12 protein-coding genes are annotated in these 16,395 nt (G+C 54.9%); all 12 read right to left on the bottom strand.

Annotated features, from left to right (window positions below):
• On the bottom strand, nucleotides 1-176 hold a 176-nt coding region (locus tag F1379_RS29160), incomplete at its 3' end, for an HPr family phosphocarrier protein (RefSeq protein ID WP_150274514.1).
• A gap of 589 nt (nucleotides 177-765) precedes the next feature.
• Nucleotides 766-2,379, bottom strand: coding sequence for a beta-N-acetylhexosaminidase (gene nagZ / locus F1379_RS29155; protein WP_150275989.1), 1,614 nt, complete (start codon nucleotides 2,377-2,379; stop codon nucleotides 766-768).
• Between the two features lie 667 nt (nucleotides 2,380-3,046).
• A complete protein-coding gene (locus F1379_RS29150) occupies nucleotides 3,047-4,813 on the bottom strand; it encodes a glycoside hydrolase family 3 protein (RefSeq protein ID WP_150275988.1) in 1,767 nt (588 codons plus the stop codon).
• Nucleotides 4,800-6,113 (bottom strand): 6-phospho-beta-glucosidase, encoded by a 1,314-nt coding sequence (locus F1379_RS29145; RefSeq protein ID WP_150275987.1) that lies wholly within the window; start codon nucleotides 6,111-6,113, stop codon nucleotides 4,800-4,802. Before F1379_RS29145 ends, F1379_RS29150 begins: the two co-directional genes overlap by 14 nt.
• Nucleotides 6,098-7,090 (bottom strand): N-acetylglucosamine kinase, encoded by a 993-nt coding sequence (locus tag F1379_RS29140; RefSeq protein ID WP_150275986.1) that lies wholly within the window; start codon nucleotides 7,088-7,090, stop codon nucleotides 6,098-6,100. Before F1379_RS29140 ends, F1379_RS29145 begins: the two co-directional genes overlap by 16 nt.
• 25 nt (nucleotides 7,091-7,115) lie before the next feature.
• A complete protein-coding gene (locus F1379_RS29135; protein ID WP_150275985.1) occupies nucleotides 7,116-8,795 on the bottom strand; it encodes an extracellular solute-binding protein in 1,680 nt (559 codons plus the stop codon).
• Between the two features lie 23 nt (nucleotides 8,796-8,818).
• Nucleotides 8,819-9,712: a carbohydrate ABC transporter permease gene (locus F1379_RS29130; protein WP_150275984.1), complete on the bottom strand. Its 894-nt coding sequence runs from the start codon at nucleotides 9,710-9,712 to the stop codon at nucleotides 8,819-8,821.
• Nucleotides 9,713-9,734: 22 nt separating this feature from the next.
• Nucleotides 9,735-10,691, bottom strand: a complete 957-nt coding sequence (locus F1379_RS29125) for an ABC transporter permease (protein ID WP_150275983.1) — start codon at nucleotides 10,689-10,691, stop codon at nucleotides 9,735-9,737.
• 76 nt (nucleotides 10,692-10,767) lie between these two features.
• Complete coding sequence (locus F1379_RS29120; protein ID WP_150275982.1) at nucleotides 10,768-11,703, bottom strand: AraC family transcriptional regulator; 936 nt, start codon at nucleotides 11,701-11,703, stop codon at nucleotides 10,768-10,770.
• A 324-nt stretch (nucleotides 11,704-12,027) separates the two neighbouring features.
• Nucleotides 12,028-13,881: an ABC transporter ATP-binding protein gene (locus F1379_RS29115; RefSeq protein ID WP_150275981.1), complete on the bottom strand. Its 1,854-nt coding sequence runs from the start codon at nucleotides 13,879-13,881 to the stop codon at nucleotides 12,028-12,030.
• Nucleotides 13,865-15,610 (bottom strand): ABC transporter ATP-binding protein, encoded by a 1,746-nt coding sequence (locus F1379_RS29110; RefSeq protein ID WP_150275980.1) that lies wholly within the window; start codon nucleotides 15,608-15,610, stop codon nucleotides 13,865-13,867. The genes F1379_RS29115 and F1379_RS29110 overlap by 17 nt, the downstream gene beginning before the upstream one ends.
• Before the next feature lie 40 nt (nucleotides 15,611-15,650).
• Entirely contained in the window at nucleotides 15,651-16,025 is a 375-nt protein-coding gene (locus tag F1379_RS29105; RefSeq protein ID WP_239004857.1) for a hypothetical protein, read from the bottom strand.
• Between the last annotated feature and the right edge of the window lie 370 nt (nucleotides 16,026-16,395).

Raw genomic sequence — 16,395 nt, 5'->3', positions numbered from 1 at the left:
TCGCCGGTTTCCAGCCCCAGGGACAGTACGCCCAGGATGGATTTCAGGGTTACCTTCTTGCCTTTGGCTTCCGCGAAGGCTTCCGTGTCCTTGAACTTAGTAGCTGTATTGACCAGCGCAGTCGCCGGACGTGCATGAATTCCGTCTTCGTCGATAATTCTGAATGTAGTTTGCATGATAAGATCAGCTCTCTTTCATCATATAGGGTAGGTTTAGGCATACTCTTTCAGACAATAGAAAAGGCAAAACCGTCCCTTCCCAGGGATACGGTTTTGCCTGATTGAACAGTAACAACCCGATTGAATATGCTATTCAATTTATAACATAGCTTCAGCCCGTTTGCAAATTCTGCGCTCATCATAGGATTAATCACAGAAAAACTATCGCAATACCGAATATGGCAAGGACGACTGCTGTTTTTTCATACAATGTCTTCTGGAGTTGAAATTCCAACTGGCTGGCAATGCGCAATCTACAGTATAAATGTATTCTGTACATCTATTCCTAGAATTGAAGTTAAATAATGTCATATCTGCACTTGGTACACTTAAATACCCGCCAGAGCCTTATAAATCCAGAAATCAGCGGATATAGTTGTACGAAATACAGCTATTGGCTTCTGGTTGTATTTATTAGTGAATATAGTTGTACGAAATGCAATTATGCGGAATAGAGATGTCTGATCTATCGGAGAGACCGCGCTTTGCGCGATCATTATAGATCTCTTTTGGCTGTAATATGCATACACCAATCGGACGAATCTACTTACCCAACAATCCCTGAGCCAAAAGGAAATTCACCCACCGTTACCGGCAGCCGCCCCTGGGCGGTGCTGACACCGGCGATGACTTTGGCGGCGGACTGCATCGCCAGCGGCTTGTTCTCATACGCGGCCAGATAGGTACGGATTCCAGATACGGCAGTATAATCGAACGGATTGCGGGCAGCTACAACGATCAGCCGGGCAGGCTTCCGCGAGACAAGCTCCTGCAGAATACGCTGCTGGCCCGCAGAGAAATCGGCATTGTAGGTTACGGCCACAATTTGCTCAAAGGCGGCGCTTTCCTGAAGGACTCTGCTGATCTCCTGCTCGGAAGGGTCGACATCAATAATGGTCTCGGTAATATGTCCATAGTATTCACCAAGCGCCTTGCCCAGTGTCCATTCCTCATGCAGGGCTTCAATCACTTCGTGATTGGTGCGGACCTCCGGCCAGATACAATAGATGCTTTGATTGCGGTCGAGCGGAAGCTGGCCTTCGTCGCAGACCAGGGTAATACTCTGCTCGCTGAGCTCCCGGGCAACCTGACGGGATGCATGAGAAGCCAGCTCCGGTGCGATATCGGCGAACGGCCGCGGTTCGGCTGTGGTAATGGCCCGTTTGGCCTTCAGCCGGGCCAGCCGCTGCACCGATTCGTCGATCCGGTTCTCCTGGATCTTCCCCTCCAGCACTGCCTGCACCACCGCCTCTATCGCTTCCGTCTGCCAGGCGAATGTATGGCTGACGAGGATGAGGTCGGCCCCGGCCTGAACCGCCTGTACGGCACCCGCTCCCACACCGATAGTCTGTGAGATGGCGTTCATCTCCAGACAGTCGGTAACGATAACCCCTTCAAAGGCCAGCTCATCGCGCAGAAGACCTGTAATAATGTTATGAGACAATGTAGCGGGGATATCCTGCTCCTCGTAGGCGCGAAATACCACATGCGCCGTCATCACCGCATCGACGCCGGAGCCGATAATTTCCCGGAACGGAAGCAACTCGACCGCTTGCAGCCGTTCCCGGCCGTGGCTGATGCCGGGGAGTGCCAGGTGAGAGTCCGTATCCGTATCGCCGTGGCCCGGAAAATGCTTGATCGTCGCCGCAACCCCCGCCTCCTGATAGCCTTGGGCGGCAGCCAGGCCCAGTTCACTGACCAGCTCCGGCGATTCCCCATAGGAACGGACACCGATCACAGGGTTGGCCGGGTTATTGTTGACGTCCACGCACGGGGCGAAATTCATATTGATCCCGAGTTGGCGAAGCTCCGCCCCGCTGATGGCGGCAGCCCTCCGCACACCTTCGGCATTCCGGGTAGCCCCCAGGGCCATGTTGCCCGGCATCAGCGTGACGCCATCCTCAATCCGCGCCACCATTCCGCCTTCCTGGTCGATGGCGATCAGCAGCGGCTCGTCAGCGGCGCGCTGCAATGCAGCCGAACACGCATAGACCTCTTCCGCCGTCCCGATGTTGCGCCGGAAGTAAATAATGCCGCCGATATGATAATCGGTGATCAGCTTCAGAATATTGTCGTTCGGCGCGGTGTCCATGAACCCGCACATGAACATCTGACCTACCTTGCGGCGGATTTCTGCACTCCTGCCGGTAGTGGCTTCCATAGTTAGCTCAACTCCTCTGTTCATGGGAATCTCCGTTTACAACTTCCCGTTCATATTTCCAGTGGCATCTTCCCTGCTGCTATATAAGTTGAACTTAAGATTAGCCGGATAAGGCCTGAAAGTGAATTCAGTAAGTTACAGGCTTTCAGCCGCTGCCCGTTCCCCCAATTACCGGAGGAAGACCGCTATTGACTGTATTATTCGCTGGCAGTCAGTTCGGTATAGTTATGATGAACGATAGGCAGCCCCTGTTCAACAAGGATAAATGCATTTCGTACAATTATTTGTTAGGTAAGTACCTATCTTGCGAAGGATAGATGTATTTTGTGCAACTAAAATCAGCATATTGGGATCAAACTGCCTTAAAGTAAGAATATAGATGTACGAACTGCAACTATTGCCGGAAAACGGCTTGTTTCGATGGATATAGTTGTACAAACTGCAATTAGCAGCTTAGAAGCGGATAGTGAGGTCATTAAGAGCAATAGGTGCTGTCAACCTTTAGTAATAGGTGCTGTTAGCCTTCCTCATCCATTTTATGCACTCGTTATTTCATGTGAAAATTCATATACCGCAAACAGTGGGATAAATCAAGAAATTTGCGGGCGGGCAACGGACGGAAGTCCCAATGTTCTCTGGAGTCACGGCTAATCCCAACTTAAAATTTTCAGTTCAATCTATATAGCATATCCGCAAGCGCCTTCAATGCATAGGTGGAAGTATTGCATACTGCAATCACTGTCGCCGAGCCGGGCAGCAGCCCGGCGTCATACGGATTGCGCAGCACGGCGGCGATCAGCGGCTTCTTGCGGGCTAAGACATCCGCCAGAACCAGCTGTCCCGTGAAGATGTGCGCATTCCACGTACCCATAATAACGGCTTCGTCCTCTTCTATTTCGGCTGCAAGTGCGGATATCACCTCTGCTCCCGGATCGTTAGGAATCATCCTTACGGTGATATCAAGCCCTTGCTCAGACAGCAGCCTGCCTAAGCTTAACTCACCGCTGTCCGTATTATCGGCAAGCGTCAGCCTTTCCGGCTGCGGCAGAAGCAGCGTGTACCGTGCTTGCGGCTTAAGCGGCAACAGGCCCAGCGGGTCGGCAAGAAGGGTCAGTGTTCGCCGGGTCAGTTCCGCAGCTTCGCGCGCCCACTCTGTTCGCGGAATCGGCCGGCTCTGCTGCGCGTATTCCTCCATACGCCTGTGTAAGCGGGTAAGCCGCCTCATGGATTCGTCAATCCTTGCTTCCGGAATGCGGCCTGCCCTTACAGCTTCCACTATCCCCCGGATGACCCTGTCCTGGAAGTCCGGCGTATGGCACATCAGGATCAGGTCATTGCCGGCCAATACAGCCAGCTCCCCGATCCGCTCAGGCGGATAGCTGTTCTTGATGGCGCCCATTTCAACATCGTCCGTGCAGATGACGCCTTCAAATCCCATCTCTCCGCGCAGCAGCTGCGCTGCGAAGAAAGGACTGAGCGAAGCAGGCAAGCCTTCCGATTGCGGAATTTCCGGGAAGACAATATGAGCCATCATCACCGCGTCGCATCCGGCTTCAATGGCAGCCGCGAACGGCAGTAGCGGTCCGCTGCGCAGCTCCTCCAGGGTCAGACTGCAAGAGGGCAGCTCGAAATGCGAGTCTCCGTCCACCTGTCCATGTCCGGGGAAATGCTTGGCCGTGGCAGCTATTCCGGCCTCATGCAGCCCGCGGATATAAGCGGAGCCGAAGGCTGCAACGCAGACGGGCTCCTCTCCGTAGGAACGCACGCCGACGACCGGATTCCGGATGTTCGTGTTGACGTCGAGCACGGGTGCCCAGTTCATAGGAATGCCAAGCTCCTGCAGCTGGCTGCCGATCAGCTTTCCTTGCAGGTATGCCGCCTCCGGATCGCCGGTCAATTTAACCGCACGGTTGCCGGGCACATGCGGGAAGAACGCCTTCAAGTTGGCGAGAGTACCGCCTTCTTCGTCGATGGAAATGTAGTACGGGGAAGGCAGGCCAAGCTTGCCCGCAGCGTCCTTCACGCCGCAGACAAGCCCGCGCAGCTGTTCTTCTCCGCTGATATTATGCGGGAACAAGCCGATTCCGCCGACCGGCTGCTGCGTCAGCCGCTCCAGATAAGCGGCGTCTGCTTCCCGGGAGGGCAGGCCCGTAATGCACATGCGGGCCACCTTCTGTTCCAGCGAAAGGCGCGGTTCCGCAGCTTTCCCCGGAATCACAGCTGTCTCCTTGACCTTCAGGCCGGCAGCTTCCCCCACCGCCTTCTGCTCACTATCCTCATTATCCTTCTGCCCATTCGTATCTACCCAGTCCTTTTCCTCATCATCAGGCTCATTAACCTGCCATACGGGACCCTTGCCTGCTTGCCGTTCAGCATCCACCCTGGCTTTACACTCGGCAGTCTCTTTCGCCGCCTTCCGCTCAGCGCCCGGCATGCTGGAAGAACCCCGGGAGATAGGCTTTGTTCTGCAGCAGCATTTCGTCCAGCATCTTCTCCGCATCGTTGACGGATGGAACCAGCGGATGATGGGCAAGCGCCAGGAGTGCCATATCGCGGCTGCCGCTTACCGCCGCCTCAATGGCCAGGCTCTCATAGGTCTTGACCGCATGAATCAGCCCTTTGGCCGCCTCCGGAACAACGGTCACCGGGACTGCAACCGGGCCTTGCCGCAGCACCTTGCAATTCACCTCAATGCAGGCATCCTCCGGCAGGAAATCGAGAATGCCCTTGTTCGGCACATTCAAGGTCTGGATATCGCCGGAATCATTGTACAGCGAATTCATCAGCCGCACGGCGGCTTCCGAATAATATGCCCCGCCGCGCTGCTCCAGCTGCTTCGGCTTCTCGGCCAGATTCTCGTCCTTGTACAGCTCGAACAGCTCATCCTCCAGACGCTGGACCGTCTCCGCCCGGGTCTCGCCTCTGGCTGCCGCTTCCTGCTGCTCGGCCAGAATCTCGCGGTGCAGATAGAAATACTTCAGGTAATAGGAAGGAATAGCACCCAGCGAAGCTAACAGCGCAGCATTCCATTCATATTGGGGCACATTGCGGGCCGAATAGCCGTCCCGGTTCGCCAGCAGCTCCGGCAGCTTCGACTCGCCGTCGACCGTAATGGTGCTGATCCAGTGCAGATGATTGAGACCGGCGAATTCACAGTAGATTCGTTCTGCCGGAACTTCATAGAGCGCTGACAGCCATTTGTAGGCGGCAATCGGAGAATTGCACAGGCCGATGGATTTGATCCGTGAATGCTTGTGAATTGCTTCGGTGACCATGCCTGCCGGATTCGTAAAATTCAGCAGCCACGCATCCGGACATAGCTCTTCCATATCCCGCGCGACATCCAGCAGCACCGGGATGGTGCGCAGCGCCTTCATCATGCCGCCCGGGCCAGTGGTCTCCTGCCCGATCATGCCGTATTTCAGCGGAATCGTCTCATCCCAGCCGCGGGCCTCTAGCCGGCCAACCCGCATCTGCGTGCTGACAAAATCGGCATCCGCAAGCGCGGCCCGCCGGTCAAGCGTCATGCTCAGCTGGATCGGCAGCCCGGACTTCGCAATCATCCGCTGGGCCAGAGCTCCGACAATGGAGAGCTTATACAGTCCTTCCTGAATATCGACCAGTACGATTTCGCTCACAGGAAAGGTGGAGTAATTCCGGATGAAGCCTTCTATCAGTTCCGGGGTGTAGGAAGAGCCGCCCCCGATAACCGCCACCTTCAGTCTTTGATCCATACTGCATTCGCCGCCTTTACCGATAGTGTATGTTGCAACTGCTGATAGACTGCTTCACCGACCTGGACACCGCTCCTCTCCATGGCCAGCAGCAAGGCGCCGGCTACCGGCTCCTGCTCCAGCACACGCAACCGGCAGCCCGGTGCGGCCGGCAGAACCTCCGCTTCAAGATATGGTACGACATACCGGCTGTCCCCCCGCGTCAGAATACTGCCGGCCATCACCAGATCGAAGCTGTCTCTTTCCATCCCCAGCTTGCGGATCACCGCCTTGGCCGCAATGCCCAGCTCGCTGCCCTGCCGCCGCAGGATTGCCCGGGCGGTCTCATCCTGGGCAGCCACCTCGAAGATCAGCTTCGCGATGCCACTGGGCACGCGCAGCCCGTGATCCAGGAAGTGGTGGAACATTTCTTCCTCACTGCTGTATCCCAGCTGCTCCAGGATGGCCGGAGCCAGCCGCGTAGGCTGCTCCCGCCCTTCCCAGGCCCGGATTACCGAGCGAAATGCCTCCACCGCCAGATCGGCGCCTCCGCCGAAATCGCCGAAGGTATAGCCGAAGCCGCCGATCTGCAGCTCCTGGCCCTTGCTGTTGATGCCATAGCTGTTGGTGCCTGTGCCGCAGATCACCACGACTCCATAGGACTGCCGGGTTCCGGCCCGCAGGCCGATCACGGTATCGCACACAATGGCATGCGGGTCGAGATCCATTCTTGCAATCATCGGCCGCAGAATCTTGTAATCCGCTTCTCTGTCGGCACCGGCCAGACCGAAGAGGGAGAAGGTGATTTGCTCTTTGCCGAGACCTGCGTGGCGGAGCGCTTCCTCCACTGCCAGATTGATGTTGATCTCAGCGGTCTGCGCCCCCGCCTGATGGTTGCCGCATCCGCTGGCGCCGTGCCCCACAATGCGGCCCGCCGCGTCGGATATGACAGCCAGCGTCTTGCTGCCCCCGCCGTCAACGCCCAAGTAATAGTTCAAGTTCTCCCGCTCCCGTATGTCAGTATCATTGCTTCAGCTTGCTCAGGTTCTCCTGCCATTTCTCCGTCTTGTACTTCAGCAGCTCGCTGTAGCCCACCTGCTGGGCATCCGCTTCCGCTTTGTCGAGAATGGCCAGCACTTCCGCCTCGCTCTTGGCATTGAGCACAGCCTGGGCTCTCGCCTTCTCATAGATTTCACCGACGCTTTGGTTGATAATGCCCTCATTGGAGTCGCCCGCCGGGGCCAGGTTTACGAATTCGGTCGTGTTATACTGCGTCTTCCAGGTAATTTCCGACTGCCATTTCGTTTCCCAGCTCTTCTTGTCTTCAGGCAGTGTCGATTCGAATTTCATCTTGGAGTTGTCTACATATACGGTATTGCCGTTCCACTGCAGGTTGACGGTCGCATTCATCAGCTCGTCGCGGCCTTTGGTATCGGTGGTGAACGCCTCCGTGAAGAGCGGCGCCCCTTCGGCGTCGGTTCCGTCCCAGTATTTGCCCTCCGGTCCCCACATGATGATCCGTTGTCCTTCCGGACCTGTGAACCAGTCAAGGAACGCGAAGACCGCCTCCGGATCTTCTGCCGCCGTCGTTATGACACTGACATTCCAGCCCAGCTGATTGTAAGCGCCGGGATAGATTTTATTCTTGTCGAGGCCTGCCTTATGAATCGGCCAGACCATAATATATCCGGCGTCCGGGTCCTGCTCGCTGAGCAGCGAGTTGCCGATGGCGCCGAATTCCGTTGGACTGGAGGCGGCGTAGACGGCGATTTTGCCGGTAATAATCTTCTGCTCGACCTGCTCGCGTGTCTGGGTGAAGGCATCTGCGCTGATCAGCTTATCCCGGTACAATTGGTTTGCATACACCAGCGACGAGCGGAACGCTTCATCCTTGAAGACGGAGGTCATTTCACTGCCTGTCGGAATCGCCATCATGCTCAGGGCACTGTATACATACGGCCGGTTCTCGGCAAAAGCCGACGACAGCACGTCCACGCCCTCGGCACCTTGACCGACCTCAAACGGCACGACATCCGGGTATTTCTCCTTGACCTGCTTCAGATATGCGTACAGATCATCGGTAGTCTCCAGTGATGGAGCACCCAGTTCATTGTAGATTTTCTTGTTGACCAGATAGCCGCTGTTCCCGTTAGGCTGCGTCGTGTACCAGTTCGGGAATTGATACAGCTTGCCGTCCGGGGAACGGAGCATATTCAGCGTCGACTCACCGGCCCACTCCTTCAGATTCGGATATTTATCGAGATAATCGTCGAAGGGTACCAGCGCCCCTGCAGCCCGCAGTTGTTCAACATCCGCCCCGCGCTCCAGCCAGATGACATCCGGAAGCTCGCCGGAGACGATCATGGTACTGAGCTTCTGCTTGGCATTGCCGCCCGAGCTGACCGGTACTACGTTCACCTTCTTGTTCTCCTTGATCCACTGGGTGGACAGATCCTCGCCCCAATTGGGCATCGTATACCAGTCGTAGTGTCCGTAGAAAGAGAATTCCAGCGGCTGCTCACCGAGCATATACATCCCGCCGCCTGCCGGCGCATTCGCGGATGCTTCCCCGTTCTTCGGGGTATTGGCCGAGGAATCGGCGCCCGTTGCAGAGTTGCTGTTGTCCCCGCTGCATGCTGAGAGTCCAATCATGAGACTGAGCACAGCCGCCACCGAAGCGGTCTTTTTGCTGAATACGTTCATGTCATAATCCCCCTTGAGATGCTTTATTCTTTCAGTGAACCGACCATTACGCCTTTGACAAAATACTTCTGCAGAAACGGGTACACACACAGAATCGGAATCGTCGCCACCATCATCGTCGCCATGGACAGCGATTTGGTTGTTACCGCACGCATTTTGTTCATTCTGCCCTGGGCGGCGGCATCCAGCTGGGCCATCTGCTCGGACATAATGTTGGAGTTGAGAATCTGCTGCAGCTTCGTCTGGATCGGCATCAGATCCATGTTGCTGATGTAAATGCTGGGTGTGAACCAGTCATTCCAGTGCGACACGGCGGTGAACAGCGACAAGGTAGCAATGACCGGTCCCGATAGCGGCAGCACCACACGCAGCAGCACACCCCAATTGGAGCACCCGTCAATCCTTGCGGATTCCTCCAAGCCGGCGGGAATGCCTTTGAAGAAGGTTCGGAAGATGATCATATTCCATACACTGATGAGCCCCGGGATGACCATGACCCAGAACGAGTTGAACATGCCCAGCTCACGGATCAGCAGAAAGGTCGGAATCAGCCCCCCGCTGAAATACATCGTGATGATGCAAAAGACCATATAACCCTTGCGCCCGATCAGCTCGGACTTACTCATGCCGTAGGCAAAAATAGCCGTGGCGGCGATGGAAGCCAGCGTACCGATCAAGGTGCGCAGCACCGAGATTACGAACCCGTTAATCAGCCGTCTGTCTTCAAAGACAACGCCGTAATTCTCCAGGGTGAACTGTCTCGGCCAGAAGGTGATGCCACCACGCATAGTATCAGTACCGTTGTTAAATGAAATTACAGCAGCGTTCCAGAATGGATAAAACGAAACAAAGGCCAGAATTGCAAGCATTACATAAATACCTGCCACCAGCGTCCGGTCTCCAGTCGACAGCTTCATCTGCGCATCACTCCCTCCTGCCTTACCATAGGCTGTTCCCCGATTTGCGTGCGGCATAATTGGCGCCTACCAGCAGGAACACCCCGATCAGCGATTTGAAGAGACCGGCGGCGGTGGCATAGGAATAACGGTTGTTCTGGATACCGATCCGGTAGACGTAAGTGTCAAGCACATCGCTCACATCGCGCAGCACCGGGTTGGAGCCAATCAGCAGGATATCCTCGAAGCCCGCACTGAGCAGATTGCCGATGGCCAGAATCAGGAACACGATAATAACGGGTAAAATCGACGGCAAGGTGATCGAAAACATCTGCCGCAGCTTTCCGGCCCCGTCTATGGATGCGGCCTCGTGCATATGCGGATCGACACCGGCGATGGCAGCCAGATACACAATGGAAGAGAAACCGATCTCCTTCCACACCCCGGTAGTCACCAGAATGGTCCAGAAATATTGCGGCAAGGAGAGGAAATTGATAGGATCGTGTATCAGGTTCAGCTCTTGCAGCAGCATGTTGATGCTGCCGTTCTCCGTAGACAGCATGGACATTACGAAGCCTGAGACGATGACCCACGACAGAAAATGCGGCAGGTAGCTGATCGTCTGCACCGTCCGTTTGAACACCCGGCTGCGAACCTCGTTAAGCATCAGCGCCAGCAGGATGGGTGCCGGAAAGCCGACCAGCAGCTTGAGCAGGCTGATGACCACCGTGTTGCGGATCACCGTCCAGAATTCCGGGGCGTTGAAGAACATCTCGAAATGCTTGATCCCGACCCAGGGGCTTCCCGTAAATCCCTTGAACAAATTGTAATCCTGGAAGGCCATCAATACCCCGTACATGGGGATGTAGCTGAAGACGAGAATAAAGCACAATGCCGGCAGCACCATTAGCTGAAGATCCCACTGCCGGGCCAAGCGTTTGATCAGACCGGGTTTACGTTTCTCTGTAGTCATACGTGCGGGATAGGCGATCTTCTGCATTTTAACCTCCTTTTCCATAACCTTCTTGTAACTGCTAATAACTTGTGTTGTTATATTTATTAACTCAAGTCTACAATCAATCCGTTTCTGCCGCTCCGCCTAATTTCTCGAATACTGACACTATCTTACTGTCCTGAGCGGCGGATTTCATCCGGATGTGGCGTGGCTCGGTGCCGATATGGCGTTTGAACAGACGGTTGAAATTGGATAAGGTGCGGAAGCCGCAGGACATCGCGATGTCGACGATCTTGCGGTCGGAGGTCTGGAGCAGGGTATAGGCATTTTCGAGGCGCAGATGGATCAGATACAGCAGCGGGGACATTCCGACGGTCCGCCGGAAGATGTCGCTGAAGCGGGATGGGCTTAAGAACACCAGGGCTGCCAGCTCCTCAAGGGTCCACGGATAAGCGGGCTGCTCCTCCATCACGCGGGTGACATGCCAGATTTTGTCGAGCTGGGCGGCGGTAATGCCGGCTTTGGATCTTTGCAGGGTTTCCATGCGGAAATGGCGGTTGATACAGACGAGGAATTGCAGGAAATACGCGTACACTGCGGAGGTGAACGAACGGCGCTCGGCCTCATGCTCCTCCTGCATTTGCAGCAGAAGTGAGCGGAGGAGCGTGATCTTCTCATTGCTGCGGTCCAGCAGATTACTGAAATGAATGCCCATTTCCTTGAAGGGCGCGAGAATTTCCGGGTCGCAGCGCAGTGTTCCAAGGAACCAGGACGCATCGAACGTGATCACCTGCATGATGAGATTCTCCGTTTCGTACGCGCAGTGAAGATCATTGGAGTTGATCAGCAGGATATCTCCTTCGGCAAAATCATAACGCTCTCCGTTGATCAGATAATAACCGGTCCCCGACTTGATCATATTGATCTCCAGGGCATCATGGGCATGCAGACGTTGATACTGTGAGGTGACGCCGATCGTATCCCCCAGATAAATCGGATATTGCCTGGTGAAAATCACTTTCTCCCGCAGACTGTTGCGGCCGCTTGCCTGTTCCATGTGCGATCCCCCCATTACGTTACGGCGCTTGGCAGCGTGTTCTGTACCGGAATTCAATTGATCAGAACCACCTGTATCCTGCTGTACGTTTGTTGGTTTAGTTATAGCTAATCCTAAAATATCAAAATTAGAGTGTCAATATTCATTACATATATTCTAGAACTCAAACCTATGTATTCGTTTACATATATCTTCAAAAAGCACAAAAGCTAACATGAATTCAGGCCGCATTTGTCAAAAGAACGCACAAAGAAACGGCTTCCGGAATTGCAGCTGCAAGTTCCCGAAACCGTTTCTTGTAGTTCTATTGGCGGTGAATGCAATTTACACCGCTTGTATCGCCCGTTTGAACTGGCTGTTGTAGAGCTCGGAATAAACGCCTTCACGCTTCAGGAGCTGTTCATGGTTGCCTTGCTCCACGATCTCCCCGTTCTGGATGACGAGGATAACGTCTGCATCCCGGATGGTACTGAGCCGGTGGGCGATCACAAAGCTGGTCCGTCCCTTCATCAGCGTCTTCATCGCCTGCTGGATGTGCATCTCGGTCCGCGTATCGACGCTGCTGGTGGCTTCATCCAGAATCAGAATGGCCGGATCGGCGAGAATGGCGCGGGCGATGGTCAGCAGCTGGCGCTGGCCGTGGCTTAAGCTTGCGCCCTCCGCGCCAAGCACCGTTTCATAACCCTGCGGCAGTCTGGCGATGAAGGCGTCGGCATTAGCCAGCCTGGCAGCCTCCTCAACCTCACGGTCCGTTGCCTCCAGCCGTCCGAAGCGGATATTGTCCCGGATGGTACCGGAGAACACATGCGCATCCTGCAGCACCATACCGAGCTGGCTGCGCAGTGCATTCTTATCGAGCTCCCGTATATTCCGCCCGTCAACCAGTAATTCTCCTCCGGTTATTTCGTAGAAGCGGGTCAACAGATTGACAATGGTCGTCTTCCCTGCTCCCGTCGGTCCGACCAGCGCGATCTTCTCGCCGGGCTTTGCTGTGAAGCTCACACGGTTCAGTATAGCCTTCTCCGGTGTATAACCGAAGGATACGTCCCGGAACATGACCTCCCCGCGCAGTCTCGGAAATTCCTGCTCTCCGCCGCCGCTGTATTCGGAAGCCATATCCATCACCTCAAACACGCGCTCCGCACCGGCAATAGCCGATTGGATCAGGTTATACTGGTTCGCAAGCTCGGAGATCGGCCTGCCGAACTGCTTCGAGTAGTTCAGGAAGCTGACGATGACCCCGACGGTTGCCCAGCCGTTGTAGGCCATCCAGCCTCCGATGCCGGCAATTAGCGCAAAGTTGAAATTGTTGATCATGTTCATGACCGGTCCTACTAATCCGGAGACAATCTGCGCTTTGATGCTGTATTGGTTCAGCTCATCGCTTAATCCCCGGAATCGCCGGGTCTCCTCTTCTTCCCGCTGGTACTGCTTAATGATCTTCTGCCCGGTGATTGCTTCCTCCACGTAGCCGTTCAGCTCGCCTAAATGCTTCTGCTGGTTCTTGAAGTAAGTCCGGCTCAGACCGGTGATTTTGCGGCTGGCCAACAGGACCAGCGGAATGGTCAACAGGGCAACTAGCGTAAGCGGAATATTCATCAGCAGCATGATGGCAAGCGATCCGCTGAGTGTAATGACGCTGTTCAGCAGCTGGGTTACGCTCTGGTTAAGCGAATTGGACACATTGTCGATATCGTTCGTCGCCCGGCTCATCAGCTCGCCGCTGGCATGGGTATCGAAGAACTGTACCGGCAGCTCCTGGAACCTGGCGAACAGATCGCGCCGCAATTCATAGACGGTATTCTGGGAAACGGCCGTCATGACATACGCCTGTACCCAGGAGACTGCGCTCCCGAGAATATATATACCGACCAGCAGCAGACAAAGCCGGACCAGCAACCCGTAATCATGGGGAATAATGGCCGTATCGATCGCCTTCCCCAGCAGATAGGGCCCGATCAACGCAAGCACCGCGTTTAGAATGGTGAACACATACACCATGATGAGCCCGCGCCGCTGACGGTTCAGATAGGCCCAGATCCGCTTGATCGTTGCCGCCTGATTCCTGGCGCGGACTTTGGGAACAGCGCCGCCGCGTCCGGGCGGACCTCCCCCGAACCCGCCCGGACGGATACCGCCCGGAGACTGAGGATTAGACGAATTAGGATGACTGGACATACGTTCCCTCCTCTTCCTTAAGCTGCGACGAGCGGATATCCCGGTAGATGTCGCTGCTGGCCATCAGTTCTTCATGCGTACCCTGCGCAGCGATGCGCCCGTTCTCCAGAATCAGGATGCGGTCGGCGTCGATGATCGAAGAGACACGCTGGGCGATCAGAATGTTGGTGCTGCCGCTCATCTCCTCCTTCAGCCGTCCGCGAATCCGTGCCTCGGTGACTGCATCCAGCGCGCTGGTGCTGTCATCCATAATCAGGATAGACGGCCGGATCAGCAGCGCCCGGGCAATCGACAGCCGCTGCTTCTGCCCGCCGGACAGATTAACGCCGCGCTGGCCAAGCTCCGTGTCATACCCCTGCGGAAGTGAAGCGATGAAGCTGTGCGCTTCGGCGGCCATAGCCGCCTGCTCTACTTCTGTCTCAGTCGCGTCAGGCCGCCCATACCGGATATTGTCCCGGATCGTTCCGCTGAAGAGCATCGTCTGCTGCATCACGAACCCGATCCCGGCGCGCAGCTCATGGAGGGGAATCCTCCGGATATCTGTGCCGTCAATGGCAACAGAGCCGGAAGAGACCTCATACAGGCGCGGAATCAGGCTGACCAGCGTAGATTTGCCGGCCCCGGTAGCGCCAAGGATGGCTACTGTCTCCCCTGGCCTGGCGGTAAAGCTGATGTCTTCCAGCACCTGGTTCTCGTCTCCCGGATTATAGGCGAACGAGACTTTGCGGAATTCGATTTGACCGGCGGATATGGCATTCTGTTCTGCTTCAGGCGAGTCTGTAATCTCGCTCCCTGTAGCGAACACTTCGTTCACCCGGTCGGCAGACACCTTGGCCCGTGAGACAAAGGTCAACATATTGCTCAGCATCATCATCGACATGAGGAGCTGGGTCACATAATTAATGAATGCGATCAGATCACCAACGGGAAGCCCGCTGTTCCAGCTCTGGATGCCGCCGAACCACAGTACCGCCACGATACTTCCGTTCAGAATCAGCATCATGAGCGGCATATTCATCGCCATCAGGCGAATCGCTTTGATGCCGGTCTCTGTATATCCGGCGTTGGCTGCGTCGAACCGCTTCTGTTCATGCCGGGCACGGACGAAGGCTTTAATGACACGGATTCCCGTCAGGTTCTCCTGCAGAACATTGCTCACACCGTCAAGCTTCTCCTGCATCCTGGCAAAGAGCGGGAACGAAAGCTTGATCAGCACATATAGCAGGATAAACAGCAGCGGTACAGCTACAAGCAGGACCAGAGCCAAAGACGGGCTGATCCGGATGGCCATCACCAGACTGCCGACCAGCAGCAGCGGAGAACGCACAAACATGCGTAGAATCATCTGCACAAAGGTCTGCAGCTGAACCACATCATTGGTCAGGCGGGTAATCAGCGAGCCGGTCCGCAGCCGGTCCAGATTCCGGTTGGAGAAGCTCTGGATATGCCCGAACAGCTTGATCCGCAGATCATTACCGAAATTCTGCGAGGCATAGCTAGAGAATATGGTACAGCCTACCCCGCCGATCATTCCGATCAATGCCACACCGAGCATCAGGAGACCTGTCCTGATGATATGCGGCAGATCGTTCTTCATAAGTCCTTCATCTACAATGCTTGCCATCAGCGTCGGCTGCAGCAGATCCATGAATACCTCCAGCACCATCAGCAGCGGAGCCAGCAAGCACCATAGCATGTAAGGCTTAATAAAACCCCTCAGTTTCCACATTCAGTTCACCTACATTTTCAAATAGTACGGTTACTGTACATTACTGTTCTTTCTTATCCGGCACTCCTGTGTCCGTCTCTTCCACGTTCAATCCGCTTTCAGAGGAGCCGTCACCGCCCTCTTGAATCATCTCCCTCAGCTCAAAAGCCTGGATAAACTCCTGGATAATCGCCTCCGTCGCCTTCAGCTCGCCGCTGATCACCGGCTTGATGGATTCATATTCCGGCCGGTTCAGCTGCTCATGCAGCGTGGAACGTTTGACGTTTAACCGGTCCAGAAACGCAATGGCCCGTCCGCGGCGGAATGTCTGGGCGCTCTGAAAACGCTTTTTCCCGTCCTCATGCGAAAGCCCGCAGCGGTCTCCATGCTCCCGGAAGGGCGGATCTCCTCTGTGCTCATGCCTGCCTTCCCGCATCATACAACCCTCCTAATCATTTCGTATACATATGTATACACAAGCTCTTGTATACGAATGTATACCTCTGTGTAGGATATTGTCAAGATTGGTTTGTCACATAAGGTGGATAATTCTGCTCCACTCATACTTAAACGTTCACTGCATTTAGTTCGATAATCGCACACTAATTTTGCTTGTTTTACGATTTTCAGCAATCTAAATTGATTATCGCTGCTTAATTTGGATTAAATTGATGTGACAGTTAATTTACAATCATATTAAGTGGCGAATATCCACTAGCGTTGCATTAACCCTGACATGCATTTAGATTCTGTTTATTTTAGTATTTAAAGGGATGTTTTAACATTTATTTTTGGCTGCCAAACTA

It is taken from the genome of Paenibacillus tepidiphilus, assembly GCF_008635795.1.
GTDB lineage: Bacteria > Bacillota > Bacilli > Paenibacillales > Paenibacillaceae > Paenibacillus_AQ > Paenibacillus_AQ tepidiphilus.
Note: the sequence above shows the minus strand (reverse complement) of the source record. Positions and strands in the feature narration are given on the sequence as shown.

What these genes read in the sequence shown, in the direction of transcription:
- F1379_RS29130 (WP_150275984.1), bottom strand. Translation starts at nt 9,712, where the DNA reads ATGAAGCTGTCGACTGGAGACCGGACGCTGGTGGCAGGTATTTATGTA.
- F1379_RS29115 (WP_150275981.1), bottom strand. Translation starts at nt 13,881, where the DNA reads ATGTCCAGTCATCCTAATTCGTCTAATCCTCAGTCTCCGGGCGGTATC.
- F1379_RS29125 (WP_150275983.1), bottom strand. Translation starts at nt 10,691, where the DNA reads ATGCAGAAGATCGCCTATCCCGCACGTATGACTACAGAGAAACGTAAA.
- F1379_RS29150 (WP_150275988.1), bottom strand. Translation starts at nt 4,813, where the DNA reads ATGCCGGGCGCTGAGCGGAAGGCGGCGAAAGAGACTGCCGAGTGTAAA.
- F1379_RS29145 (WP_150275987.1), bottom strand. Translation starts at nt 6,113, where the DNA reads ATGGATCAAAGACTGAAGGTGGCGGTTATCGGGGGCGGCTCTTCCTAC.
- F1379_RS29110 (WP_150275980.1), bottom strand. Translation starts at nt 15,610, where the DNA reads ATGTGGAAACTGAGGGGTTTTATTAAGCCTTACATGCTATGGTGCTTG.
- F1379_RS29105 (WP_239004857.1), bottom strand. Translation starts at nt 16,025, where the DNA reads ATGCGGGAAGGCAGGCATGAGCACAGAGGAGATCCGCCCTTCCGGGAG.
- F1379_RS29120 (WP_150275982.1), bottom strand. Translation starts at nt 11,703, where the DNA reads ATGGAACAGGCAAGCGGCCGCAACAGTCTGCGGGAGAAAGTGATTTTC.
- nagZ (WP_150275989.1), bottom strand. Translation starts at nt 2,379, where the DNA reads ATGGAAGCCACTACCGGCAGGAGTGCAGAAATCCGCCGCAAGGTAGGT.
- F1379_RS29135 (WP_150275985.1), bottom strand. Translation starts at nt 8,795, where the DNA reads ATGAACGTATTCAGCAAAAAGACCGCTTCGGTGGCGGCTGTGCTCAGT.